Source organism: Vibrio sp. TRT 29B02 (assembly GCF_050113655.1).
GTDB lineage: Bacteria > Pseudomonadota > Gammaproteobacteria > Enterobacterales > Vibrionaceae > Vibrio.
The window spans coordinates 185,934-209,746 of sequence record NZ_JBNJOJ010000003.1 but is presented as its reverse complement, the minus strand read 5'-3'; the positions used below and the strand labels follow the sequence as shown (position 1 = coordinate 209,746).

The window sequence follows — 23,813 nt, the reverse complement described above, 5'->3', positions numbered from 1 at the left end:
CTGTGGCTCCGTCGCTTAAAAACCTCTTTGCTTCCAGAACTCTCCCTCATCACGTGCGTAAAGTTCAAACGTTTTGTCAGCAACAACATTGTCCCTCATCGAGATGGTCATACGCCACTTGCCGAGATTTGATTCATATCCGTTCATATCACCAAGCAACTGTATGGTATCCCCCAAGTAGAAGTCCCAATCATTGCTCCCAACATGCATATCGCCGGTAAAAGGTTCGAGGATTTGGCCTTTTTTACCCACTATTCCTGGGTGGTCGATGCAAAACTCGATCACCTCTCCTTTGGCTCTTTTAATATTTACAATAAAACCAAATTCGATCCCCTCTTCGGCAACAACCTTGGTCGTGAACTGTGCTATTTTTGGTAGGTTTTTAGATTTGGAATCCCAGCCTTGATAGATTCCATAAGAAGTCATTTCGACGATTGGCGTGCGTTTCGCCATGATTGCCACCGTTTCCTCATACTATTGATCGTTTCTTGCGTCACACCGTGAATGTTGCCGTAATCATTGGTGCATTCAAGCACTTCAAACTCAGCATCATAGCGTTTAGCCATATTGAAATACGGCACTATTTCCCAGCGCTGAACGAAAGTGTTGGATACAACGACATCTCGCTTTTCTTTCAGGCACTGCTCTGTCATCGCTTGACACCATTGATGAGCATCGGCAATTTTGTCTGGTTGATAAACATATTCTCCAGACGGTTCAATAAAGAACATGTCGGCTTCTAGATGTTGTGCGTTGAATGTCTGAGCCAAAGTGCTTTTCCCTGAGCCTGGCAGCCCGCGAATCAGCGTCAGTTTAACGGTCATATTTCACATTGTTTGTGTTCGTTGCTATGAATCATATTATAAATTGGCTCGATATAGCTATCGACATCTCTGTGTGATTGGGTTAAGTTTGGAAGTATAGACGTCCACAATCAAGCTTAGGGAGAAAGCTGTGCCTATTAAGATCCCCGATCAACTACCTGCTTCTGACGTGTTACGCACTGAGAACATCTTTGTCATGCCAGAATCACGCGCGTCGACTCAGGAAATTCGACCGCTAAAGGTTCTGATCCTCAATCTTATGCCTAAGAAGATTGAGACTGAAACGCAATTCTTACGCTTGCTATCAAACAGCCCACTCCAAGTAGACATCGAGCTTTTACGCATTGATGATAGACCGAGTAAGAACACGCCAACAGAACATCTAGACAACTTCTACCGCCAATTTGAAATGGTCAAAAATCGCAACTTTGATGGGCTGATCATTACTGGTGCACCATTGGGCTTAGTTCAATTTGAGGATGTGCTTTATTGGGAGCATCTGCAATCGATAATGAACTGGGCAAGAGACCATGTAACTTCAACACTCTACGTCTGTTGGGCTGCGCAGGCAGGTCTAAAACTTCTCTACGATCTTCCAAAACGAACGCGTAAAGAGAAGCTTTCTGGTGTGTACCATCACAAAATCCACCAGCCTTACCATCCAGTGTTACGTGGCTTTGATGATACCTTCTTGGCTCCACACTCTCGCTACGCCGATTTTTCGCCAGAGTATCTCGAACAACACACCGATTTAGACATTTTGGCGACTTCCGATGTGGCTGGCGTCTACCTCGCAGCGACTAAAGATAAACGTAACGTGTTTGTTACTGGCCACCCAGAATATGATTCACACACCTTGCACCAAGAGTATATTCGCGATTTAGGCGAAGGTATGGAGCCCGCGATTCCGGTTAACTACTACCCCAACAATAATCCAGACAACAAGCCTTGTGCGAGTTGGCGCAGTCATGGGCATCTGTTGTTCTCGAACTGGCTCAATTATTGTGTCTACCAGCAAACGCCATACGATCTCGAACACTTCAGTGAAGCGAATTTCACCAAAGACGAATAATTGCGATCAAATTAAAAGGGGAATGACCTATTCTGTCATTCCCCTTTTACATTATTTTGTTCATTTCCCATTTCCTACATTCCATCGTTAGCCACCGTCCGTTGCACGTTAGGCATTTGTCGTTTTAGCTAAATCATCGACTTCGACACGACTTCAGCCACAATGCGTACTCTCATCTTATCTACATTGATGCTATTCGGATGCATTCAATCACAGACAAACCATGCCCTAGTCACTAAGCAGCGCGCCGACGCGAGAATCACCCTTGGATTAGGCTATCTCGAACAAGGCAACTACGTTAAAGCGAGACAAAACCTCAACAAAGCGATCGAATACCAACCCAAGTACTACCGAGCTCAACTCGCATTTGCCCGTTATCTCGCTAAAGTGGGCGAAGACGTAAACGCTAATCAACTCTATCAACAAGCCGTTCGCGAGCACCCAAATAACGGCGACGTGCTCAACAACTATGGGACATATCTCTGTGAGCAAGGTCACTACCAACAAGCAGAGGAGCGATTTCTGCAAGCCATTCGCTCGCCTGACTATTACAACATTGGCGATAGTTATGAGAACGCGGCGTTTTGCGCTCTTCAAGCACAACAGATACACAAAGCTCGGCTGTATCTCCAGCAAGCGCTCTTACACCAACCCGACAAACCTCGCGCTTTACTCTATTTGGCAGAGATAGAAATAGCCAATTTTGCATTTGTTGAGGCGCAGAGACGGCTAAATCAATACCAGAAGTGGTATGGAGCGAATGAACTATGGCTACAGGCTACCCATAAACTAAATCAACAACGGGCACTTTATGCTCAAGGACAAACGGAGATTGATTTGCGAATTTTGCACTAACGTTTACGACGTGAATGGTGCGTTTGTCTACGCCGTCTAACGTCTGCAGCGCGATGAATCTTGAGATACTCTTTGTAAAGGATATAGATAAAACCGCCAAGCCCAACTATAAACAGCACAGCGAACAGTAACAGGAAACTGTCACATATCCATACGGGTTCACAAGGCATATAAATCTCAAACTCCATATGCCCTCCTAGACCTCGGCTTATTTATTCAACGTCAACCAACGCTTACGCTGTTCTTGAGTTTGGAATGTCCAGGCGATAAAGCGACTGTTTTTCTGTCCCTGACTCATTTCCACAATATGGATTTCGGTCGCGGCGGCTTTTTCAAGATTCTTTCGCATCCAACGAACGTTGTCTTTTTTAGAGATTAGCGTAGAAAACCACAGCACTTGGTGCGCGAACTCACGACTTTCAAAAGCCATGTTTTTGATAAAGGCGGCCTCTCCTCCTGAACACCACAGTTCGGCCTGCTGGCCACCGAAGTTGAGAACCGGTTGCCCTTTTTCCGTCGCTTGGGTTTTACCCTGACCACGCTTAGCCTTGTTCGCAGACAAATTACTGATCTTTCTCGCACTGCCTTGCTGCGCTTCTTCGAGAGATTTATGAAACGGAGGATTGCACGTTGTGAGGTGATAAAACTCGCCCGGTTTGATGATTCCTTTAAACAGATAACGACTGTTCTGTTGTAAGCGGCATTCGATCTTATCTTTAAGCACCGTGTTATTGGCTGCAATCTGATTCGAGTTATTGACCGATACTGGGTCAATGTCCGACCCCGTATAATGCCAACCGTATTGGGTGACACCCACAATTGGATAAATACAGTTTGCACCGACACCGATGTCTAGAGCATTAACGCGCCTCGCAACAGATTGCCCGCAATCGTCAGCCAGTAAATCGGCTAATCGATGAACATAATCAGCGCGACCAGGAATTGGCGGACAAAGGTAACCGTGTGGAATATCCCACTGAGTCACAGAATAATGGTGCGCCAGCAACGCCTTATTGAGCAGTTTAACCGCGACGGGGTCAGAGAAGTTAATACTTGCCTCCCCTTTCGGGTTTTTCACTATGTGCGCGCTTAATTCAGGCAATGCATCGGTCAACGCTTTGAAATCGTAACGTCCATTATGCAGATTTCGTTTGTGCAGACCCGCTTTCGCTGGGCGCTTAATCACTTTAGTCTCTGATAATGCTGGTTTGGTTTGGCCCATATCATTGCTGGACTTAGTATTGTTATTTCGACGAGTCATCACGATTAATTGCGGTTCACTGTTTCTAGGTAAATCATAAACAAACGAGCATCAAGCTCCAGCTGATGGTATTCCGGTTCCATATGGCAACAAAGCTGATAGAACGCCTTGTTGTGCTCTTTTTCTTTAAAATGCGCCAACTCATGAACGATCAGCATACGCAAAAGCGGCTCCGGCGCATTCTTAAACACGCTGGCAATTCTAATCTCGTTTTTAGATTTGATCTTGCCGCCATGAATCTTGTTGGCATAAGTGTGTAGCCCAAGCGCGTTGTTTATCAGATGAATCTTGTTATCGTAGACCACTTTACTCAACGGAGCTGTCTTCTTCATATAGCGGTTTTTGATCGCTAAAGCATACTCAAACAACGCTTTTTCACTTTTGATTGTATGATTATCGGGGTAGCGTTTCTCAAACCAAGCGACTAAACGTCCAGACTCCACCAATTGGCTAACGGGAGTCACGATATGTTCAGGATAACCTTGGATGTAGCGTAATGAAGGATTCATATTTAACACAAAGCGAAGTCTGGTCTACAAAAGGGGCATAAGTCTACCCTATTCACACTTGCCATTCACGGTCTTTTCATTAAACTCTGCGCTGAATATCTGCCTAGGAACACAAGATGAAACGACTCGTACTGTATGTAAAAGACAAATGCCCTCACTGCAAAGACGCTCAGCGTTATCTCGATTCGAAAGGCTATCAGTACCGTTTAACCAACGCTAAGATGCAGCGTGGTCGTAAAGAGCTGGATGCAATAGGCGCTCGCTCACTGCCGGTTTTGAAGATTGGTGACCGTTATATGATTGGTTGGAACCCAAACAACTTTGAAAAGATGTATAACTCCAAGGGTTAGATAAAACGTTTTTGCGTGAAGTGCGGATTCGCCACCAAGACGTCCATTAATGAAATTTCGTCGAGTACGACCAAGTGCTCGACACCGTCTACGTCGAGTTTAATCACTTCTTGCTTGTCCTGATTGCGAGCAGTATCACGAGCAATACCTTCCATGCTTTGACCTGTTGTTAGCGTCAAACGAACAGGATAACGGTACAAACACACTATCTCGATATAGTCATAATCGTTGCAGCTAATCATTTTACTCTCCGCTCTAATTCATTGATGGACAGATTTGGCTCACAGCCATTGGCCCTATTGACACCAACAACAAACACTCTACCCATGCAAGTCATACAACTCAAGTCGTTGTCTCTCCAAGATTTACAGCACTGAGTTAGACATAAACGTTAAATGCCTGCGAGACGTTACCCAACTGAAACATTGGCAGCCTAAAAACGGCACATACTTTTGGTGTTTTGATTATATGGTCCAAAAATATGAACCGAATAGGCTTGTTGTTTATTATCGTTCCCATGTTCATTTTAGGTTGCAATGGCAGCAGTGAGCCAGTCTCCCTTGTGCCCCCTAAAAAGCCTACGCCGCCTCCCCCCATAGAGATCAATAAATTTGGTGCTTGGTACGGCAATTCCAGTACTGGCTATATAGGTGTCAAAGCATTTTGTCATATCTGCACTCACCAAGATTTTGACTACCAGTGGGAAACGGATAGCAACAACGACGGTACGTTTGATCATTCAGACTCAGTATCATTTGGGCCGATTAAAACAATCGATGTGGCGACCTTTGGCAAAAGAGTTAAGTTAACCGTCGCCAATGACGAAGTCAGTTCTCCGCTAATCAAATACTACGCTCCACCTGAAGACCTCATTGAAACTATCTATAGCAACGCTAAAGCTTTCGCCGCACTCAAGAGAAACGGGACGGTCGTGACTTGGGGAGACCCTTATTATGGCGGGAGTTTAAACCGTGATCTTTCGGATATAAAACGCATCTATTCCACTGGAGGCGCTTTTGCTGCACTGAACAGCAAGGGGCAAGTCTTTACATGGGGCGACAACACACTCGGCGCCAACAGTAGTCAGGTCAGCTTTAACTCGAGTGGTATCAACACTATTTACTCCAATGATTATGCCTTTGCCGCCCTGCAAAATGACGGTAGCGTCGTCACTTGGGGAAGTGCCAATAGCGGTGGGAACAGTTCTAATGTCGATCTTTCAAGGGACATTGAATCGATATACTCCAATGACGCATCCTTCGTCGCAATCAAAACTGATGGAAGCGTTGTCGCATGGGGCAACAGCTTTACTGGAGCAAATCTAAATGGTGTTCACTTCAACAGCACGGTAAAAAAGGTCTTCGCGACGGAAGCTTCGTTTGCCGCTTTGCTGGACGACGGTTCTGTCGTCGCATGGGGGCACCCTGATTCTGGAGGGCGCCAACCGACTCAACTTAACGGCATTGTTGTTGATATATTTTCAAATGACGGTGCATTTGTCGCACTAAAAAACGACGGTTCTATTACTGCGTGGGGCCACCCCTCATATGGCGGTGTCGTAAGCCAAATCAGTAACGTAGAAACCGTTGTTGCAACAAAGAAAGCGTTTGCTGCGCTAAGGAAAGATGGTTCAGTGATCACTTGGGGAGACGCGGCTCACGGTGGAAACTCAACCGGTGTCGACTTTTCCGGCGGAGTAACATCGATCTCAGCCACCAAACAAGCATTCTCAGCAGTTAAACTCGATGGTACGGTCGTATCGTGGGGACCCGCTAGCGCAGGAGGAGATTCCTCAACCATAGATTTCTCGCAAGGGGTGGAAAAACTCTTCACCAACGGTCATGCTTTCTTCGCCTTAATGAAGGATGAAACGGTCTTAACGTGGGGACATTCAAACTTTGGCGCTGACTCATCCAACGTTGACCTTAGCAATATACATTCTGTCTATGCTACCGATACCGCATTCGCTGTACTCAAAACAAATGGCACAGTCGTCTGTTTTGGCGACGGTAATGGAGGTGGTGATTTAACTCAAGCCGCTCATCAACTTGAACTCAAAGGCAAAGAGGTGAAATATTCGACACCATAAATGGTGTGAATCGAGCTAGCTGTTACTTAACCTAGCTAGCTCGTATGGGACGAGTTATCGCTGATAAACCAAGATGTTAGTGTGTCTCGCCAGATGAAACATTCGCTCTGTAGCAATCAGCAGTTTCATCAAACACAAACTCGACCTCATTGACAATACTTTCCAGTTTGTCGTTTTGGTAATGTGAAACATAAAGAAGTTGGCTTAAGTTTTCCTTGGCAATCAGCTCGAGAGTATTTTTTACCAGCCGCCTTCCTAGATAATCCAACCCTTGGTATGGCTCATCCAATATCAGCAGCGCGGGCTGTTTAACAATCGCACGAGCAATCAACAGCAATCTCTGCTGACCATATTCCAGTTCTCTAAACGAGATGTTGGCATACTGGCTCATATGGAGAATTTCCAGCCACTCTTTAGCAACCTGAATCTCTTTCTTAGAGGGTTGCTGGTAAAGGCCAATTGAGTCGTAAAAGCCCGAAAGAATAACTTCTAGTGCCTTACAACTGACACGGTATTGGAGATGCAGAGCAGACGACACCATGCCGATGTGCTTTTTTATTTCCCAAATAGATTCACCAGAGCCGCGCTTTTTGCCAAATATCTGGATGTCATTGGAATAACATTGCGGATGGTCGCCAAAAATGAGCCCAAGCAGTGTACTTTTTCCACAGCCGTTTGGCCCTTTGATTTGCCAGTGTTGTCCATTATCAATTCGCCAGTTCAAGCCCGTAAAGATGGTTTTATCCGTGTACGCGACTTGACCTTGTGTGATTTCAAATACCGGGTTATCGAAATGGTGGCTATGTTGGTAGCGGTGGATTAATGCCAACATCTGTGCGCTCTGCTGTTGAGACTGTGCCTTAATCTGACGAATGACAGGATGCGACTCCCATTCACTCTTGGGCATAACACTTTCAAGTTTGCCGTGATTGAACATCGCAATCTGCTCAACCCATGCCGGTATATCCTCTTCACGATTGAAAGTAACAATCATCTGGATAGATTTCGATAACTCATACAGATAGTCGGCTAGCGATGCTCTGTGGGCGACATCGAGGCCAGTAAAGGGGTTATCAAGCACAATCAGTTGTGGCTGTGTTGCCAATGCACGGGCAAGCATTACACGACGAGTTTCTCCCGTAGACAGCACGCGGAAACCGCTTTTTTCTAAGTGGCAAAGATCCAGTTTTTCAAGCAGGTTTTTAGTCACTGACTCAGAATGACACTGACGATAGATCAATGTGTAGACCGATGTGCCCGTATCAATTCTATCTAAAAAATCTGTCTCATCATTGGCGATTTCCTCTTCCAATAATCGTTGCTGTTCAACCAGCGAAACTTGAGCAATGCCTCCTTCGCTTGCTGAAAGCATGGATTCCGACACCGAATATTCGCCCGTAAGTAAACATCCTAATGCAGACCCAATATCGCCTTCGGTACTGAACACGCCCCATGACTGTCCATGGTTAATCGTCCACTCGTCGATTTCGAGTCGATTAGTACCTGTTTCTAAAGCGAGCTGGTTGATAATTATTTGCATAGAATGGTTTCCCTACCCTTCAAAACATAGATTGATAGCCTCAAATTACTTCAAACCTAGGCTTAGTGCGATAGGGAAATAGCAAAGTGTGATATTCACAACGAGATTAGAGCATTAGGCGTATTGCTTAACAAAATCAATAAACGTTCTGTCCGCCATAGATAAGTATCCATCCTTTCGCCACGCCAGTAATAGATCGATTTTGACTCTTGGTTCAAACGGTACTCCAACCACCTCTTTCTCATTTTGGGTCACTAATTCAAGTAGTGCCGTAATCGCAAACTCGTGTTTTACAATGCTTAGAATCATTGGCAACAGATTGGTTTCAAAAGAGAAGCGCATCTCTTTGCTGCACTGCAATGCCTTTTCTTCGAGAAAGTTACGGTGAAAATAACCTTGTTTAAACATCACCAGCTCATGGTCAAAAAAATCCTCGAAGCCGACCGATTTCTGTTTTGCGAATGCATGCTTCTTGGCAACGACGGCCAACATTTCCACTTGCAAAAGATGGTCGGTTTCTAGGTCTTCAGGCACATTTTCATCATCAATCACACCAATATCGAGCTCGCCGTTAAGTAGCATCTTGCGAATATCTCGAGTGCCCGCATCGACCAAAGTTAATTTCAGATTGGGATAACGGCTGTTAAATGCCATCAGCACCTGTGGAAAGAAATAGGATCCCATCATACTTGGTGCACCAAGCCGAACTTCACCTTTTTCAAGCCCTTTGAGCTCATCAATCGCAAGTTGAGCATCTTCCAATTGCTGTAAGATACGTTTGGCGTGCTCATACAGAACCTCGCCTTCATCGGTGAGCGATATTTGCCGATCTTCACGTCGAAACAGTTCGACTCCCAGACTTTGTTCCAGCTTTTTTATCGAAATGCTCAAAGCCGGCTGTGCGATATGCAGTGCTTTGGCTGCTCGAGTGAAATGCCCATGTTGTGCGACAGCAACAAAGTGCTTGAGATGCTTCGAGTCCATGCTTATCTCTATATAATTTTTATATCACGATAATATTTTTAATATATTTTATTTATCACATTTTGACTGATATTTTGCTCACATATCTCCTTATTTGAAGCGCCACTATGATTGAGCTTAAAACCAAGCAGTACCGGAACGTCACTTTTAGTTTAGCCTTAGGCTCATTTTTGGTTTTTTGTAACCTGTACCTGTTCCAGCCGATGCTTCCGTTTATGGCGACGCATTTCTCCGTTTCCGAAACCCAAATTAACTGGGTGTTTGCCGCCAGTACGCTTGCCTTGTCCGTTTGTCTCGTTCCTTGGGCAGTCGCGTCCGAATCATACGGGCGGCGCAAGATAATGCTCGTAGGTCTGCTGGCTATGCCGGTGATTGGCCTGTCGATGTTGGTCAGTGATTCACTTGTTGTTCTCGTTATACTGCGTGCGCTCATGGGTATGGCGCTGGCTGCATTCGCCTCCGTAGCGGTTGCCTATATGGTTGAAGAGTTGTCTGAACAGGCCTTCGCCCAAGCGATCGGCGGATACATTGCTGCCAATTCTCTGGGCGGTATTGCCGGAAGAATCATTGGTGGTACTCTGACAGATGCACTTGGCTGGCAGCAAGCCGTCATCGTCGTCGCACTGGTGTCACTGTTCGGTGCGTCAGTGGTGTTCTTTACCCTACCAAAGCAGGTGAACTTCACGCCTCAACGAGGTATGTTGCGCTACCATAATCGTGCTGTGGTGAAGCACCTTAAAAACAAAACGATTTGGATTGCGATGGTACTTGGTGGGGTTAATTTTGCCCTGTTCGTCAATCTCTACTCAGTGATGGGATTTCGCTTGGTCGCGGCTCCGCACAACCTGCCAATCGGTCTTGCTTCGTTAATCTTCCTTTGCTATCTGTCAGGTACGTTGAGTTCAAGATTAACTTCGGTTTGGCGTAAGCGCCACCAAAGCGTATCGGGCATGGTTACGGGGACCACAATTAGCCTAATTGGTATGCTGATCGCTTATGTAGATTCACTGACCTTTATGATTTTAGGCCTACTCCTGATCAGTTTTGGCGCGTTCTTCACTCATACACTCGCGTATGCTTGGGTCAGTCAAAATGCGACACACGCTAAAGCAACTGCGACTGCGCTTTATCTCGTTCATTACTACATCGGCGGTAGTATTGGTGGGTTCTTCCTTATCTACTGCTGGCAACAAGGGGGCTGGGCGTATGTCATGGCGGGAGGCTCAATGCTTTATGCTTTGGTGTTTATCCTCTGCCATAAGCTGTCGAGAGCCGAGGCTAATGGCCCAATAGACAAGCCAGCACCAGTAGAATCTGCTATTCTTGCGCCAAATTCTAATTTGGAAGCAAAATGACTAACCAAAGCTCAACACAGATGAACAAACAGCAAGTGGCAAGCGCTGTAGAACAATGGCTAAACGATGTGGTGATCGGCCTTAACCTTTGTCCATTTGCCGCCAAGCCACAACGCAACAAACAGATTAAAATTTTCGTTAGCGAAGCCGAAACAGAAGAAGCGCTGCTGGAAGATATTCTGACTCAGTTGCTTGAACTGGACTCTACTGAGCCGGAGCAACTTGAAACCACACTGGTTGCGGTTCCCAATATGCTCAGTGACTTCTACGACTACAACCTGTTTATCGATTGGATCGAAGCGCTTATACGCCAGCAAGATTGGGAAGGTATTTTCCAATTAGCCACCTTCCACCCAAACTACTGTTTTGGGGGCGCAGAGCCTGAAGACGATGAGAACCTCACCAACCGTTCTCCGGTACCCGTATTTCACCTGATCCGCGAAGAGAGCATGGAAAAAGTCCTTAAACATTACCCAAATCCTGAGGCGATTCCAGATACCAACATTGCTCGCGTTGAGTCCTTAACGGCTGAAGAACGTCGAAAACTCTTCCCATACCTATTCCGCTAACGAGTTGAAGCGACAAACGACAAGCTGACCTTATTGGGCACTTGATCCCGCTCTGTTCAATTGTTTGTCGCTCGACTGATTTATTTTATAGCGCCGATAGCAGGATTTAACCCGCTTTGGTAGTATTGCTCCACCACAATGACATCCGGATTAATGGATATGCACCTTTCAAAACTGACCACTGATATTTTCAATCACCTTTACCGTGATATTTCTGAGTTCCGTAGCACCTTCGATTTACCTGTCGCTTCTCCTGAGAGCCTAGATGACAAGGCTGACACTCTACACACTTCTCTTGCAATCGAAGAGTTAACTGAGTTAGCAGAAGCTGACAATAAAACAGAACAAGCGGACGCGATCATCGACAGTGTTTACGTTTTGATGGGTCGCTTGGTGCATCTAGGCCACGACAAAATTGAAGACAACCTAGCCATCAACTACCTTATCGACCTGCTACTTAATGTTGCGGTTAACCGTGGCATTGACTTTGTTCCATGTTGGGATGAAGTGCACTCAAGCAATATGAGTAAAGTATGTCGTAACGAGCAAGAGTACGCTGATACTGAAGCACACTATGCAGAGCAAGGTATCAAGCTGATGGCAGTACAAAAAGGCGATTACATTATCGCTAAATGTGCTGAAGATTTCGTCGCTGAAGGTAAGACGATCCGTCAAGGCAAAGTACTGAAGTCGGTTTACTACCGTCCTGCGGATCTTGCGCCTCTGACTAAATAGGTCGACGCTAGATAAAAAGACGCCACCTTCGGTTTCCCTTAGGTGGCGTAAGCTGCCATAGTCAAAAACTGACTTCATTAACATTTGGTTTGTTACCACTCTCGTAGAACTCCCCTCTAGTTAAATCCGCCTAACAAGAACGAGAATGTATCGCTATCACTGTTGCCAATAGCGTGCCAATCTTGAATAAAATTTAACTCATTGATTTTTAATGGATTTACAAAAAAGCAGCGACACGAGTCATTGACCCGCGATCTAAACCAGTGCAAGACGCACCAAACTAATCCTTTAGGGGTAAATAATTACTCAAACAGCAGGATGGGCTCTCCATCCAACATGACGTGTTTAACTTGGGTTTTAAACACTCGTGACAGTTCGCTTGCGTTCAGCACTTGCGTCACGTCGCCGAAGCTTTGCAGTACTCCTTTATCGAGCAGCAATGCTTTGTCTGCATGCTTGAGGGTCCGGTTGAGATCATGATTGGACATAATCACGCTAATTCCCATCTCAGCCACACGGCGAATAAGTTTATACAGTAGGCTTTCCTGACCGATATCGAGAGGAGCTGCAGGCTCATCTAGGATCAGTAAACGAGCATGTGGGTTTAAAGTTGGCCATATTTGCAAACAGATCGCACACAGACGTACCCTTTGCCACTCCCCTCCAGAAAGGTGATGAATGGAACGGTGAAGTTTATCGTCAATCTCTAAAAGTTGAGCCAATTCCTCAATAACGCTTTCAATTTCACTGGTTGCAGAGTTAATAAAGGCTGGCAAAGAGAGTGACACATAATGAACAACATCGAGGTTGAACGCTGGACGGTCACTTTGTGTAAGATACGCACGACGTTCAGCCAAAGTAGAGATTGAACTTTGTGCAACATCAAAATCAAAGATGGTTGCTTGACCTTCAAAATTGAGTAATCCCGCGACCGCAGATAGTAAGGTACTCTTACCACTGCCATTCGGACCAATAATATGAAGGATCTCACCGCGCTCTACTGCGAAGGATAGTGGCAACAATCTAGCGCCGACGGATAAACTGTTAACGTGAATCATGATTACTTACCAACATCCAAATAAAGATTGGTGCACCGATTGACGTGGTGACGACCCCTAACGGCAACTCCGCCGAATCAAGCGCCGTTCTGGCGATCAAGTCCGCAAAGACCACGAGTGTCGCACCTGCCAGAGCAGAAATAGGCAGTAAGTATCTATTTTCACTGCCAAAAGCGAGTCGCAGAAGATGAGGGACTACGAGACCGACAAAACCGATGACTCCCCCTAATGCCACCGCACCACCAACAAGAATCGATACGGCAAGGATCAACTTCCAACGAGCATTATCAACATCGACGCCTAGTTGCTTCGCATGCTGTTCACCCATCATCAACTTATCTAGCAAACGCCCTTTGCAACATAGCCAGACCAACACGGGCACTAACAACAAGGTCAACATATGATGATACCAACTTGCCGCGCCTATGCTGCCCATCAACCAATACATCAACTGACGCAGGCTCAGATCATCACTGAAGTAAAACGCCCAAGTGACAATCGCACCAGATAGAATGCCAAGGGCGACCCCTACCAGTAATAACCGAGTGGTAGTCAAACGCAGAGACTTTGCAACAAACACCAATAGCAGAGTAAAGGCTAGCGCCCCTAACACCGCAGCCAGCATAAAGCCAATGGGCGTTGCCAACAGCGGAAAAAAGAACAGTACCAGCACCATCATGACGCTAGCGCCACCTGAGATACCGAGTACCCCAGGTTCTGCAAGCACATTGCCCAGTAATACCTGTAGCACGGCCCCAGAAACGGCTAACGCCGCTCCTACCGCGACGGCCGCCAATAAGCGTGGCAAACGTAGCTGCATAATTAACTGTTCTTGCAATGATGAAAGTGTCTCGAAAGGCGAAATGAATACTTCACCGACCATGAGATAAACGGCACTGATAACAAGTAGAGTGATCAAGAAAAGTACACCAAAGTGCGTCCATCTACGTTGTCTACGGTTAAGTAGCTGAAAGAATTCCATGTTGTCGTTATCTATTTGGCAAAGCCGTAAATAATAATGGCTTAACGATACCGTTAAGCCATTAAAATAGAAAGCGTACTAACCTAGTTAGTCACAAAATATGGTCTTAATCGTAAACGACCTGACCTTCTTCATAACGAGTTTTCACTGGGCATACCATTAGCGCAGCACGTTGACCGACAGCGACATAACGGTTAGGGAACACAATCGCTTCACCCTCATTTTTTGCCATCAATGGTTTATCGCCATCATGTCCGAACACTTCACCATGTTTAAATGCCGTAAAGTTTTCGACGTTGTCATCGAATAGGAAATCAAAATCATCGTGGAGACGAACAATCGTACGACTCACACGGTACATGGTCGGTTTGCGTGGCAGATGCTCCGCCTGACTGTCTGACACTAGGTCACGTAATGCCAGATCAAATGCGACCAGCTTATCGAGTTCATTCTCACCGATTTTAGCCACGCGACCAAGTTCAACGGTCAGCGCTTGAGCACCAAAGTTTTCCGCGCTAAACCAACTAAAGGTACTCGAAGGTGCGTTAGAGAACATTACGGCTTCAAGATGAGCACTGGATACAAACTCCATCAAAGCCTGACTGCGGACAGGATGACGAACCTTAGGGCTAACGACAAACGAGTAGTGTTTCGATAGACGAATAGCACAATGTAAATCGAGATGCCAACGCTGCTCTTGCTCTGTCCCAAGATAAAAATCACTCACAACCTTCTTCAAGTTCTTCGCGATCTCAAGCTCTTTAGACGGTTGATACTCTTTCTCATCAAACAGACGGTTGAGGTTCATTTCAATGAATCTCGTATGCGCGTTAGTCGCTTCTGGATGAGCATTAATGAAAAGCAGCCGGTTAGTCACCGTTTGGAAACCAGACTGAATATCAGTGATGATCTTATCCGTGATCTCCATCGGCGCGGTCTCATCGCCGTGAATACCACAGGAAATAATGATGTGCTTACTATCTTCAGACAGCTTCGCTGGAATGACCTCCAACACACCACGTTGATGAATTTTAAAGACAGTTCCACCAGCAACCGTGACTTCGTTGGCTGGCATTTCTTGTTCTAAATTTAGACTGTCTAAAAGAAATGATTGGCGAAAGAGGTTTTTCGTCATGCGCTACTCCTTTATTGCACAGCGGGTATGTTAATGAATTGTTCGGATAAATTTTGTAGGTGCGATCCCACTTATTGACACCAATCATGTGCCTCATTGCAATTTATCCAATTGCCACTAACAGATGTGGCAGATAGGTCTTCCACTGTACAAATTGGCCAAGTATTGGCTTGGCCAACCGATAATATCATGATTTTGATATGATTATTTTTGATCTAACAAGGATTCAAACTCATCTATCTTAGTTTTCACTCGATCTATGCTCTGTTGCCAGAAATCTGCTTGTGATAAGTCCATGCCGAGATGTTTCTCAACGACTTCTTCCGCCATCATTGAACCCGTGTCGCGTAATAGACTCACGTAATCGCGATAGAACTGATCGCCTTTGCGCTCACGCTGGGCATAAACACCAATACTGAACAAATAACCAAATAGATATGGGTAGTTATAGAAGCTCACTTCAGAAATAGAAAAGTGAAGTTTACTTGCCCAAAAGTAAGGATCTGGCTCTGACATCGAATCGCCGTACCACTCTTGCCAAGTTTCGCTCATCAGATCACACAGTTGAGTCGGGCTCAGTTCACCTTGGCTACGTTGACTGTAGAAGGCTTTTTCAAACTCAAACCGCACAGGGATATTGATCATTAGTGCGTAGCAGGATGTAAGTTCTTCCCACAACATTTCGAGTTTTTCTTCACGGCTACTCACTTGAGCAAGCAAATAGTCTCGAACGATGTTTTCAGCGAAAATTGAGGCAGTCTCTGCGAGCGTCATTGGGTAGCGAGTTTGACATAAAGGCATATCACCCATCACCCAGTTGTGGAACGCATGCCCCAACTCGTGCGCTAAAGTGAGCAGATCGGAACGACTTCCTCCCCAAGTCATGAATACCAGAGGCGAACGTGTGGCGGCAAACTTGGTGCAGTAAGCACCTAAGCGACGATTTTCAGTCGGTTGCGCATCAATCCAACCATTTTCAACCATCACATCGACAAATTCGGCCATTTCACTATCCACTTGAGCAAACGCGGTGCGGATAATCTCAATCGCTTCATCAAACGCATACACTTTAGGTTCTGCGTTAGTAATACTCGGCATTCCCGCAAGATGATTCCACGGGCGCATCTCTTGTAAGCCATGAACTCTAGCCATTAACAGGCCAGCTTTTTGACCTATGCTTCGATTGGCTTTCGCCGTCATCATCATAGCGTCTAGGGTCGAACTCTCTATGCGGCTTTCATGTAAACTGGCATCTAAAAAATGGACATCCGTTAACTTAGAACGTTTTTGATATTCCGTTAAACGCCAACCCGCCAAGGCATTAAGGATCGCAGCAAATGATTCTTGGTTGGCTTTCATCGCGGCCTGTATACCACGCCACGCGGGCTCTTGGCTCGCAAAGTCTGTCCCATACAGCAAACTCGCGGCATGAGAAAAACCGACTTTACTACCTTGCCCATCCTCTAACGTCACCTGTAGAGATCCTGTGATGTTGTCATACAGGCGCCCCCAGGCATCACGACCGTCCACTTGCATTGCTGTCAGCAGTTGCTCTTCAGCTACCGATAGCTTAATCGCCGCTTGTTTACGCGCACACTCTATCTGGAAAGCTTGTCCATAAACATCACCACTTGGGTGAGTGAGCACGTCACTAATAAAGCTCTCTGGTGCTAGGGTTAAGGTATTTTCGTACGGTGCAAAAGCCTGCGACAACTCAGAGTTGAGCTTGGCAACACGGCCTATCAGGCTTTTGGCATCATCGTTTTATGCATCAATAGATGCGTGGCAGTGAGCGAAGGTATTGATTGTCGCCAACAGTTTTCCAGCAGCTTCGCTGGTTTGAATAGCATTCTGTGTCACAGACGGTGACTCACGATGATCAACATGGATAGCGAGCGCCTGGATACACTGCCTGATCAAATCGATGTCTTGTTCGATTTTCGTGTCGTTCAAATCTTGATAAGCGATGGACAAGTCCCAGCTTGGTGCGGTCATGATACTTCCTTAGCTATCCGTTTAGCGGTTTACCTATCATACAAACCCGAGGATAGCTCTGTTCAGCCTTGGTGATTTGTATATGAGTTAAAGAATGGTGGGCGATATTCAAGCTCGAATAAAGGGCTGGATTGCTCCAGTCTAGCTCGAGTACCTTAGCTAAAATCATTCTGATCGTGCCACCATGGCAAACGATGAGAGTGTCTTTTTCGACAGTTTGCATAAATTTATCCCACGCTGTCGAGATCCGTTGGTAAAAAAGGTCCAAGGACTCAGCATTGGGCAAGCGGCTGTTCGCTGGATCTTGCCAAAACGTCTCAAAAACTGGCCATGATTCTGGTACTGTTGCAAAAGGAACTCCATCCAAATCACCAAATGATATTTCGCGCCATTCATGGGCGACAATATAATCGAGATGTTTGGCGTTGTCGTATATCAACTCGGCTAACTCTTTACATCGTTTTAATGGTGAAGTAATCAAAGTATCGAAACCAAGCCGCTCACTCATAAGGCTTTGATAAATGTCCTGCTGATGTTCTGCTGCAACCGACACATCGGTGTGACCATACAGAGCAGGCTCACCAAGTGTTTTACCATGTCTAAGCAAGTAAACATTGATGCTTTTGATTTGACTCACACTAGGCTCCATCGACTTGTTTGAGTGTCATTGGCAATCCCGCCGCGATAAGTGTTACGCGATGAGCGACCTGAGCCAAAGCCTGATTCATCCAGCCAGCGTGATCGACAAATAAACGCGAGACTTCGCCCAAAGGCACAACGCCGAGGCCGACTTCATTTGAAACCAAAATCACGTCTGCCTTACAGGAGACAATCGCTTGGAGTAACTCTGAGACGTGCCGCTTTATCTGCTCTTCACTCAGGGTTTGACCATGATTGTAAATGATGTTGTTCAGCCACAACGTTAGACAATCTATCAACACCACATCCCCGAACTCAAAACGAGCGAGCAGTGACGCTAGCTCAATGGGGCACTCATGCTCAACCCAGTCATTGCCTCGCGATTGCTGATGATGAGCAATACGCTTGGCCATCTCCTCATCAAAGGCTATCGCTGTTGCGACGTAGTGCTTCACTTTTTTGCTTGCGATGGAAGTAACTTGCGACTCTGCATAACGCGACTTACCCGAGCGTGCACCTCCAAGTACTAAATGGATAGTCATAAGTTGACTCCCTGTACGGCTATCAAGGAGAGATAGATCAGCATTTCACTCAGTTGTTGCGCTGCGCCTAAGCAATCACCTGTAAATCCACCAATTCTTGCCATCAACCAACGCTTGAACAGCACTCGAAACAGGGCAAGGACAGCAATCAAAATGAGTGTTTGACCCAAGCCAAGTAACCAGCAAGGTAGCACGCCCGTGAGTAACAATATCACTAACTCTCGACGAGATTGTCGTTCAGCTAAGGGCTTACTTTTACTCGTATCCGTGCCTGTGACATACGGCATATCGTAGATCAGTGAAGCGGCGACAGCCCGACTTAAACCATAGCTAACGACAATGATTAATAAGATTTGCTGCGACTGAATCAACTCTGATAGCAGAACGTATTTCACCAGCAAGGTCATGATTAACGCGCTAGCACCATAAGTACCAATACGGCTATCTTTCATGATCTCAAGCCGGCGCTCAACCGTCATACCACCACCGATACCATCGGCCATATCCGTCAAGCCATCTTCATGAAAAGCACCCGTTAGAAGCAAGCTAAACACCATCATCAGCACAATGGCGACAGGAGACGGAAACACCAACTGCAAAGCGTAAAGCACCAAAGCACATAACGCCCCTAGCATTAAACCAACAAGGGCGAAATACCGCCCAGCCTGATTCATTCGTTCAGGGCTATATGGAATAGATACGGGGACGGGGATCCGAGAAAAGAAGCCTAATGCGAGCATAAACAGCTGATACTGATACTTGATTGTAGACATTAGTCGACGACCACTCCTGCTTGCTCAAAACTCGCCATATGGTTATAAAACTCGGCAGCGGCACGCAGCAATGGCATCGCCAGCACGGCACCTGTGCCTTCTCCCAGTCGGAGAGAAAGATCTAATAAGGGTTGTGCGTCTAGCTGTTGCAATAAGTATTGATGTCCAGCCTCATGAGACTGGTGCGCGAAAATCATGATTTCTCGACAATCTGGGTTGAGCATACTAGCCGCATAGGCTGCTGCCGAGACAATAAAGCCATCAACCAATACCGGCGTTTTGCTTTCTGCCGCGGCTAAGAATCCACCCACCATCTGAACGATTTCAAAGCCTCCAACTTCTGACAAGACATCGATGACTTCAAGCCCTTCACAACGATTGACACCTTGACTCACCAAGTCGACTTTCTTTTGCCACTGTTGATCCGTAATACCCGTTCCACGACCGACGCATTGGGTGACAGGCAGGCCACTAAGTGCAGAAAGAATCGCAGCGGCACTACTGGTGTTACCTATTCCCATTTCACCAAACATCACTAGGTTCGAACCTGAATCAATGATCTTACTGACCATCTGTTTACCGAGTTCTATACCCTTATTTGCTTGTTCTGGCGTCATGGCCGCCTGACGCGCCAAGTTATTCGTTCTCTCACCAAGGCGTTGGACAATAAAGGCATCTGAATCATGATCGACAGGTATTAAGATGCCACAATCGACCACTTTTAACGCCACCTGATTGGTGCGACAAAAACAGTTAATCGCCGCCCCACCTGCAAGAAAGTTCAACACCATCTGCTGAGTAACCGCGCTGGGCGCAATACTTACACCTTCGTCTGCTATTCCATGGTCGCCAGCAAACACAACCGCTGTCGGTTGGCTAATTTTAATATCAGTGACAACGTCACCCTTTATATTACTTTGGATCAGCGCCAGTTGGTGCGCCAATGTCTCTAATTGTCCTAAAGCACCAAGCGGTTTTGTTTTCTGATTAATGCGCTGCCAAATAGATTCTGAATAACTGTGGTCTAACATAATGCTTATTCTGGCCTCGCGACTGAAAACACGTTATCAATAGTGGCATACTGACTACCACCAAGACGGGAAAGTGGATTGACTTTAAGAGCATCAACAACCAAGCGATCACTGCGCTCACCGATGACTTGCGGGTCCACATACACCTTTTCGATCTCTGCAAAAATCAAACTTTGTGGTGTCTCACCGATCTCTTTCACTTCAACTAACTTGCAAGCAAACGCAATAGGACAACCTTTGACACGCGGCAGTTCAAAGCCGTCGAAATCAACCAAGTCTAGTCCAGTCGCTTCAATTTCTGATTCACCATGGGGTAAGGTTGCCGCAGTTTGAGTCACCTCTTCGGCCTGTGATTGCTGCGCTATGTGGACAACAAGACGCCCCGTTTCCAACACATTTCGCGTCGTGTCCTTCACTTCACCAGTTGGCTTCTTACCCACAGAAAACATCAGCAGCGGTGGATTACTGGATACCGGCGTAAAATAGGAAAATGGCGCTAGATTGTAACAACCTTGGTCGGAGTCAGTTAATACCCAAGCGATCGGCCTTGGGATAATGGTTTGAGTCATTAAGTGGTAAATTTGGGTAGGTGCTAGAGTGCTTAGCTCAATATTCATCGATTTTCCTTGAGTGCCAAATCCTTTGCGCTGAGTGTAACGTGAAATCATACAGTTAACACCCCTAACCGACTCCCAAAAACTCGATGAACTGTCAAAAAGATTCTGAGATTGCATCCAAAACTGCAATTTTTCACCCAAAAGTCCTATCTTTTAGTTTAGGGAGTGCATTTTATAACGGCACAAAGTATGCATTTATCTAGCCGTATCACTGTTTTCTCCCACTTGATGTGCAAGGAGGTTGTATGTTTGCCAATCAAAAGTCAAAAAAACAGAAACAGAACAAGCCACAACAACGTAGCCAAAAGAAAGTACCTTTGTCATTAACCTGACGTTACGACCAGACCTCGCCATTCGGGCGAGGTCGATAATGCCCAATATGCCAAATCACTCCCATTTCAGCCCTACACCCCTCCCACTCTCGAGACTATTGGCCAATCTCAAGATCCGATCACAGAATTTATTACCACTTTGTTAGAAGCTTGCTTGTCTCAAGCTATGCGACGACGCGTGGTAAATCATATCAACGGACAAGGTACGTAGGCTTTGGAACAAGCTAACACCCTCACCACCATAATTGCCGGTTCTACTGGCTTGATTGGCAACGAACTCATTAAGCAGATGTTAGATCAGGCTCCTTTCAATCACATCTACGCGCTAAGTCGACGAGAGCTTCCTTTTTTCCATCCCAAACTCGAAGTGATCCAGCACCCCGAACTTCGTATCCAACACTGGGATGATGAAAAGCCGCAGCCTGAATTTGGTTTTATTTGCTTAGGTACAACCCTAAAGCAGGCAGGCTCAAAGCAAGCGCTAGAAAAAGTCGATTATGAGTTGGTTTGTGATGTTGCTCAGGAGATGAAACTGCTCGGCGTAAAGCAACTTGCGGTCGTCTCTAGCTATGGTGCTTCGGTACGTTCATTTTCTCACTATCTGCGCTGCAAGGGACGAATGGAGCTCGCCATAGAACGAATGGGATTTGAACGGGTAGTATTTGTGCGACCAGGACCATTAAAAGGCTTACGTGAGATCCCACGGAAAGACGAGGTGGTGATTCAAACCATGATGACCTTTCTAAAGCCACTCATGCTCGGCCCGTTGGCCAAGCTCATTCCAATCGACGCGGCTCAAGTCGCCCAAGCAATGCAGTACCAACTTTTTGCGCATTCAAACAAAACATTGGAGATACTCGACAGCACCGACATGCGTAGACTGATCCATCAATATCAGTGACCCGTTTGCAAACATCGACCATTTTTCTACCACTCAACCTGATATCGACTCAACCCGATTGCCTTGACCTTGTTGCAATGGTCTAATACCAAAGTGAATTTTAAACACTTGGTAATCAGATAATGCAACAAGAGCATCAACCTACGTTTTTCTTCTTCGACTACGAAACGTGGGGAACCAGCCCTGCTAAAGATCGTCCGTGTCAGTTTGCAGGCATTCGCACCGATATGGACTTCAATATTATCGGTGAACCACTGGTTATCTATTGCCAACCGCCCGCTGATTACCTGCCGTCCCCAGAAGCCGCGCTGATAACGGGCATTACCCCTCAAACAGCTGAAACTAAAGGGCTGAGTGAACCTGAATTCATTGCCAAGATTCACCAACAGTTAGCAACACCAAATACCACAAGCCTCGGCTACAACAGTATCCGCTTTGACGACGAAGTGACTCGTTACACCTGCTACCGCAACTTCATCGACCCTTATGCGTGGAGCTGGCAGAACGGCAACTCTCGCTGGGATTTGCTTGATGTGATGCGAGCGTGTTATGCCCTACGCCCTGAAGGTATTCAATGGCCTGAGAATGAAGAGGGATTTATTAGCTTTAAGCTTGAACACTTATCTAAAGCGAACGGCATCGAACACGAAAATGCGCATGATGCGATGGCAGACGTGATCGCAACAATCGAGATGGCAAAGAAAGTCAAAGCGGCTCAACCAAAGCTGTTCGATTACTTTTTAAGTATGCGCCACAAGCGTAAACTCAATGAACTTATCGATATCGTTAACATGACGCCCTTGATGCACGTATCAGGCATGTTAGGTAAAGAGTGTCATTACACTAGCTGGATCGTGCCTGTCGCTTGGCATCCAACTAATCAGAACGCGGTCATCTGCGTTGATTTGGCCAAAGACCCACAGGTGTTGCTCGATCTGGATACCGAACAACTCAACCAACGTCTTTACACTAAACATACGGACTTAGCGCCAGATGAGTTGCCAGTGCCAGTTAAACTGATTCATCTCAACAAATGCCCGATCCTTGCACCCGCGAAAACATTGACAGCAGATAACGCAGAAAAAATCGGTATCAACCGCGAAAAATGCCTAGAAAACCTTGCACTATTGCGACAGCACCCTGAAGTTCGAGAAAAGCTAATTGGTATTTACGCGATTGAACGAGAGTACGAAAAAAGCTCGGACGTAGACAACATGCTTTACGATGGTTTCTTCTCTCCTGCTGACAAAGCTGCGATGGATATTATTCGAGAAACCGATCCCAATCATCTCGCCGCACTCGATATTGCCTTCAGCGACCAACGCATTGTGCCGCTGCTATTCCGTTACCGCGCTAGAAACTATCCGTGGACATTGGATGAAGTAGAACAACAACGCTGGGCTTCACACTGCCGAGATTACTTCGAAAGTCGTATTGAAGAGTACATGCTAAATCTCGAAAATTTGGTTCACGAGCATGAAAGTGACCAAAAGAAAATTGCAATCTTAAAATCCATCTACCAATACGTGCAAAAGCGAGTATCCTAGTAGTCAAAAATTATAATAGTGACCAAGTCCTGCACCCTACAAGATCGCTCAATCACCAAAATAACCAATAGACGTTGGGATTGGGCGTAAATAAAAATTTATTGAGCCTTATACCCCA

At 46.0% G+C, this 23,813-nt stretch carries 25 protein-coding genes and 1 pseudogene; 9 read left to right on the top strand and 17 right to left on the bottom strand.

The features are described 5' to 3' along the window. Positions 1-15: 15 nt before the first annotated feature. Together ACQEXT_RS03470 and ACQEXT_RS03465 are read right to left on the bottom strand one after the other, a co-directional pair. On the bottom strand, positions 16-453 hold the full coding sequence (locus ACQEXT_RS03470) for a DUF3859 domain-containing protein (RefSeq protein ID WP_138972295.1): 438 nt from the start codon (positions 451-453) through the stop codon (positions 16-18). Next, complete coding sequence (locus tag ACQEXT_RS03465) at positions 423-824, bottom strand: ATP-binding protein (protein ID WP_138972294.1); 402 nt, start codon at positions 822-824, stop codon at positions 423-425. The genes ACQEXT_RS03470 and ACQEXT_RS03465 overlap by 31 nt, the downstream gene beginning before the upstream one ends. Positions 825-954: 130 nt before the next feature. Here ACQEXT_RS03465 and metA point away from each other — a divergent pair, with 130 nt between their 5' ends. After that, a complete protein-coding gene (gene metA, locus ACQEXT_RS03460; protein WP_138972293.1) occupies positions 955-1,896 on the top strand; it encodes a homoserine O-acetyltransferase MetA in 942 nt (313 codons plus the stop codon). A 162-nt stretch (positions 1,897-2,058) separates the two neighbouring features. Beyond that, a complete protein-coding gene (pilW, locus tag ACQEXT_RS03455; protein WP_426950642.1) occupies positions 2,059-2,751 on the top strand; it encodes a type IV pilus biogenesis/stability protein PilW in 693 nt (230 codons plus the stop codon). Here pilW and ACQEXT_RS03450 read toward each other — a convergent pair. The 3 genes from ACQEXT_RS03450 to ACQEXT_RS03440 are packed head-to-tail and all read right to left on the bottom strand — an operon-like array spanning position 2,748 to position 4,521. After that, a complete protein-coding gene (locus ACQEXT_RS03450; protein ID WP_426950641.1) occupies positions 2,748-2,939 on the bottom strand; it encodes a hypothetical protein in 192 nt (63 codons plus the stop codon). The two genes, pilW and ACQEXT_RS03450, sit on opposite strands and share 4 nt — an antisense overlap. Before the next feature lie 20 nt (positions 2,940-2,959). After that, entirely contained in the window at positions 2,960-4,012 is a 1,053-nt protein-coding gene (gene rlmF, locus ACQEXT_RS03445) for a 23S rRNA (adenine(1618)-N(6))-methyltransferase RlmF (protein ID WP_426950639.1), read from the bottom strand. A 5-nt stretch (positions 4,013-4,017) separates the two neighbouring features. Continuing rightward, positions 4,018-4,521, bottom strand: coding sequence for a M48 metallopeptidase family protein (locus ACQEXT_RS03440; RefSeq protein WP_138972290.1), 504 nt, complete (start codon positions 4,519-4,521; stop codon positions 4,018-4,020). 116 nt (positions 4,522-4,637) lie between these two features. Here ACQEXT_RS03440 and ACQEXT_RS03435 point away from each other — a divergent pair, with 116 nt between their 5' ends. Next, complete coding sequence (locus ACQEXT_RS03435) at positions 4,638-4,871, top strand: glutaredoxin family protein (RefSeq protein ID WP_269376835.1); 234 nt, start codon at positions 4,638-4,640, stop codon at positions 4,869-4,871. On the opposite strand, the gene ACQEXT_RS03430 is transcribed toward ACQEXT_RS03435, so the two are convergent. After that, positions 4,868-5,113, bottom strand: coding sequence for a Rho-binding antiterminator (locus ACQEXT_RS03430; protein WP_138972274.1), 246 nt, complete (start codon positions 5,111-5,113; stop codon positions 4,868-4,870). The genes ACQEXT_RS03435 and ACQEXT_RS03430 overlap by 4 nt on opposite strands. A gap of 239 nt (positions 5,114-5,352) precedes the next feature. On the opposite strand from ACQEXT_RS03430, the gene ACQEXT_RS03425 reads away from it, so the two are divergent. After that, positions 5,353-6,960: an RCC1 domain-containing protein gene (locus ACQEXT_RS03425; RefSeq protein WP_426950637.1), complete on the top strand. Its 1,608-nt coding sequence runs from the start codon at positions 5,353-5,355 to the stop codon at positions 6,958-6,960. Between the two features lie 76 nt (positions 6,961-7,036). Here the strand turns inward: ACQEXT_RS03425 and modF are convergent, their stop codons facing one another. Both modF and ACQEXT_RS03415 read right to left on the bottom strand, forming a co-directional pair. Continuing rightward, positions 7,037-8,500 carry a molybdate ABC transporter ATP-binding protein ModF gene (gene modF, locus ACQEXT_RS03420; protein WP_426950636.1) on the bottom strand — a complete coding sequence of 488 codons (1,464 nt, stop codon included), beginning with the start codon at positions 8,498-8,500 and terminating at the stop codon, positions 7,037-7,039. 114 nt (positions 8,501-8,614) lie between these two features. Next, on the bottom strand, positions 8,615-9,484 hold the full coding sequence (locus tag ACQEXT_RS03415; protein WP_426950634.1) for a LysR family transcriptional regulator: 870 nt from the start codon (positions 9,482-9,484) through the stop codon (positions 8,615-8,617). Between the two features lie 107 nt (positions 9,485-9,591). Between ACQEXT_RS03415 and ACQEXT_RS03410 the strand changes: the two genes are divergently transcribed. From ACQEXT_RS03410 to ACQEXT_RS03400, 3 genes are all read left to right on the top strand, one after another. After that, positions 9,592-10,839: an MFS transporter gene (locus ACQEXT_RS03410; protein WP_426950632.1), complete on the top strand. Its 1,248-nt coding sequence runs from the start codon at positions 9,592-9,594 to the stop codon at positions 10,837-10,839. Continuing rightward, the gene (locus tag ACQEXT_RS03405; protein WP_331417007.1) at positions 10,836-11,408 is read left to right on the top strand and encodes a DUF1415 domain-containing protein; all 573 of its coding nucleotides are present in this window, start codon (positions 10,836-10,838) and stop codon (positions 11,406-11,408) included. Before ACQEXT_RS03410 ends, ACQEXT_RS03405 begins: the two co-directional genes overlap by 4 nt. 159 nt (positions 11,409-11,567) lie before the next feature. Further along, entirely contained in the window at positions 11,568-12,143 is a 576-nt protein-coding gene (locus ACQEXT_RS03400) for a nucleoside triphosphate pyrophosphohydrolase family protein (protein ID WP_269376938.1), read from the top strand. Positions 12,144-12,445: 302 nt separating this feature from the next. Here ACQEXT_RS03400 and btuD read toward each other — a convergent pair whose 3' ends face one another. The 9 genes and pseudogenes from btuD to ACQEXT_RS03355 form a co-directional block, all read right to left on the bottom strand. Further along, positions 12,446-13,201: a vitamin B12 ABC transporter ATP-binding protein BtuD gene (gene btuD / locus ACQEXT_RS03395; RefSeq protein ID WP_426950631.1), complete on the bottom strand. Its 756-nt coding sequence runs from the start codon at positions 13,199-13,201 to the stop codon at positions 12,446-12,448. Beyond that, complete coding sequence (btuC, locus tag ACQEXT_RS03390; protein ID WP_426950630.1) at positions 13,188-14,183, bottom strand: vitamin B12 ABC transporter permease BtuC; 996 nt, start codon at positions 14,181-14,183, stop codon at positions 13,188-13,190. Before btuC ends, btuD begins: the two co-directional genes overlap by 14 nt. A gap of 106 nt (positions 14,184-14,289) precedes the next feature. Further along, positions 14,290-15,318, bottom strand: a complete 1,029-nt coding sequence (locus tag ACQEXT_RS03385; protein WP_331428297.1) for a succinylglutamate desuccinylase — start codon at positions 15,316-15,318, stop codon at positions 14,290-14,292. A 204-nt stretch (positions 15,319-15,522) separates the two neighbouring features. Further along, positions 15,523-17,313: pseudogene (locus tag ACQEXT_RS03380) on the bottom strand (M3 family oligoendopeptidase). A 13-nt stretch (positions 17,314-17,326) separates the two neighbouring features. Continuing rightward, positions 17,327-17,941: a histidine phosphatase family protein gene (locus ACQEXT_RS03375; protein WP_426950679.1), complete on the bottom strand. Its 615-nt coding sequence runs from the start codon at positions 17,939-17,941 to the stop codon at positions 17,327-17,329. 10 nt (positions 17,942-17,951) lie between these two features. Beyond that, positions 17,952-18,494 carry a bifunctional adenosylcobinamide kinase/adenosylcobinamide-phosphate guanylyltransferase gene (gene cobU / locus ACQEXT_RS03370; protein ID WP_426950629.1) on the bottom strand — a complete coding sequence of 181 codons (543 nt, stop codon included), beginning with the start codon at positions 18,492-18,494 and terminating at the stop codon, positions 17,952-17,954. After that, the gene (locus ACQEXT_RS03365; protein ID WP_426950628.1) at positions 18,491-19,267 is read right to left on the bottom strand and encodes an adenosylcobinamide-GDP ribazoletransferase; all 777 of its coding nucleotides are present in this window, start codon (positions 19,265-19,267) and stop codon (positions 18,491-18,493) included. The genes cobU and ACQEXT_RS03365 overlap by 4 nt, the downstream gene beginning before the upstream one ends. Further along, on the bottom strand, positions 19,267-20,298 hold the full coding sequence (cobT, locus tag ACQEXT_RS03360) for a nicotinate-nucleotide--dimethylbenzimidazole phosphoribosyltransferase (protein ID WP_426950627.1): 1,032 nt from the start codon (positions 20,296-20,298) through the stop codon (positions 19,267-19,269). Before cobT ends, ACQEXT_RS03365 begins: the two co-directional genes overlap by 1 nt. A gap of 5 nt (positions 20,299-20,303) precedes the next feature. Further along, positions 20,304-20,915, bottom strand: a complete 612-nt coding sequence (locus tag ACQEXT_RS03355; protein WP_138972278.1) for a flavin reductase family protein — start codon at positions 20,913-20,915, stop codon at positions 20,304-20,306. A 621-nt stretch (positions 20,916-21,536) separates the two neighbouring features. Here ACQEXT_RS03355 and ACQEXT_RS03350 point away from each other — a divergent pair. Both ACQEXT_RS03350 and sbcB read left to right on the top strand, forming a co-directional pair. Next, positions 21,537-22,148: an oxidoreductase gene (locus ACQEXT_RS03350; RefSeq protein WP_426950677.1), complete on the top strand. Its 612-nt coding sequence runs from the start codon at positions 21,537-21,539 to the stop codon at positions 22,146-22,148. 122 nt (positions 22,149-22,270) lie between these two features. Continuing rightward, the gene (sbcB, locus tag ACQEXT_RS03345; protein ID WP_426950626.1) at positions 22,271-23,695 is read left to right on the top strand and encodes an exodeoxyribonuclease I; all 1,425 of its coding nucleotides are present in this window, start codon (positions 22,271-22,273) and stop codon (positions 23,693-23,695) included. Positions 23,696-23,813: the final 118 nt, after the last annotated feature.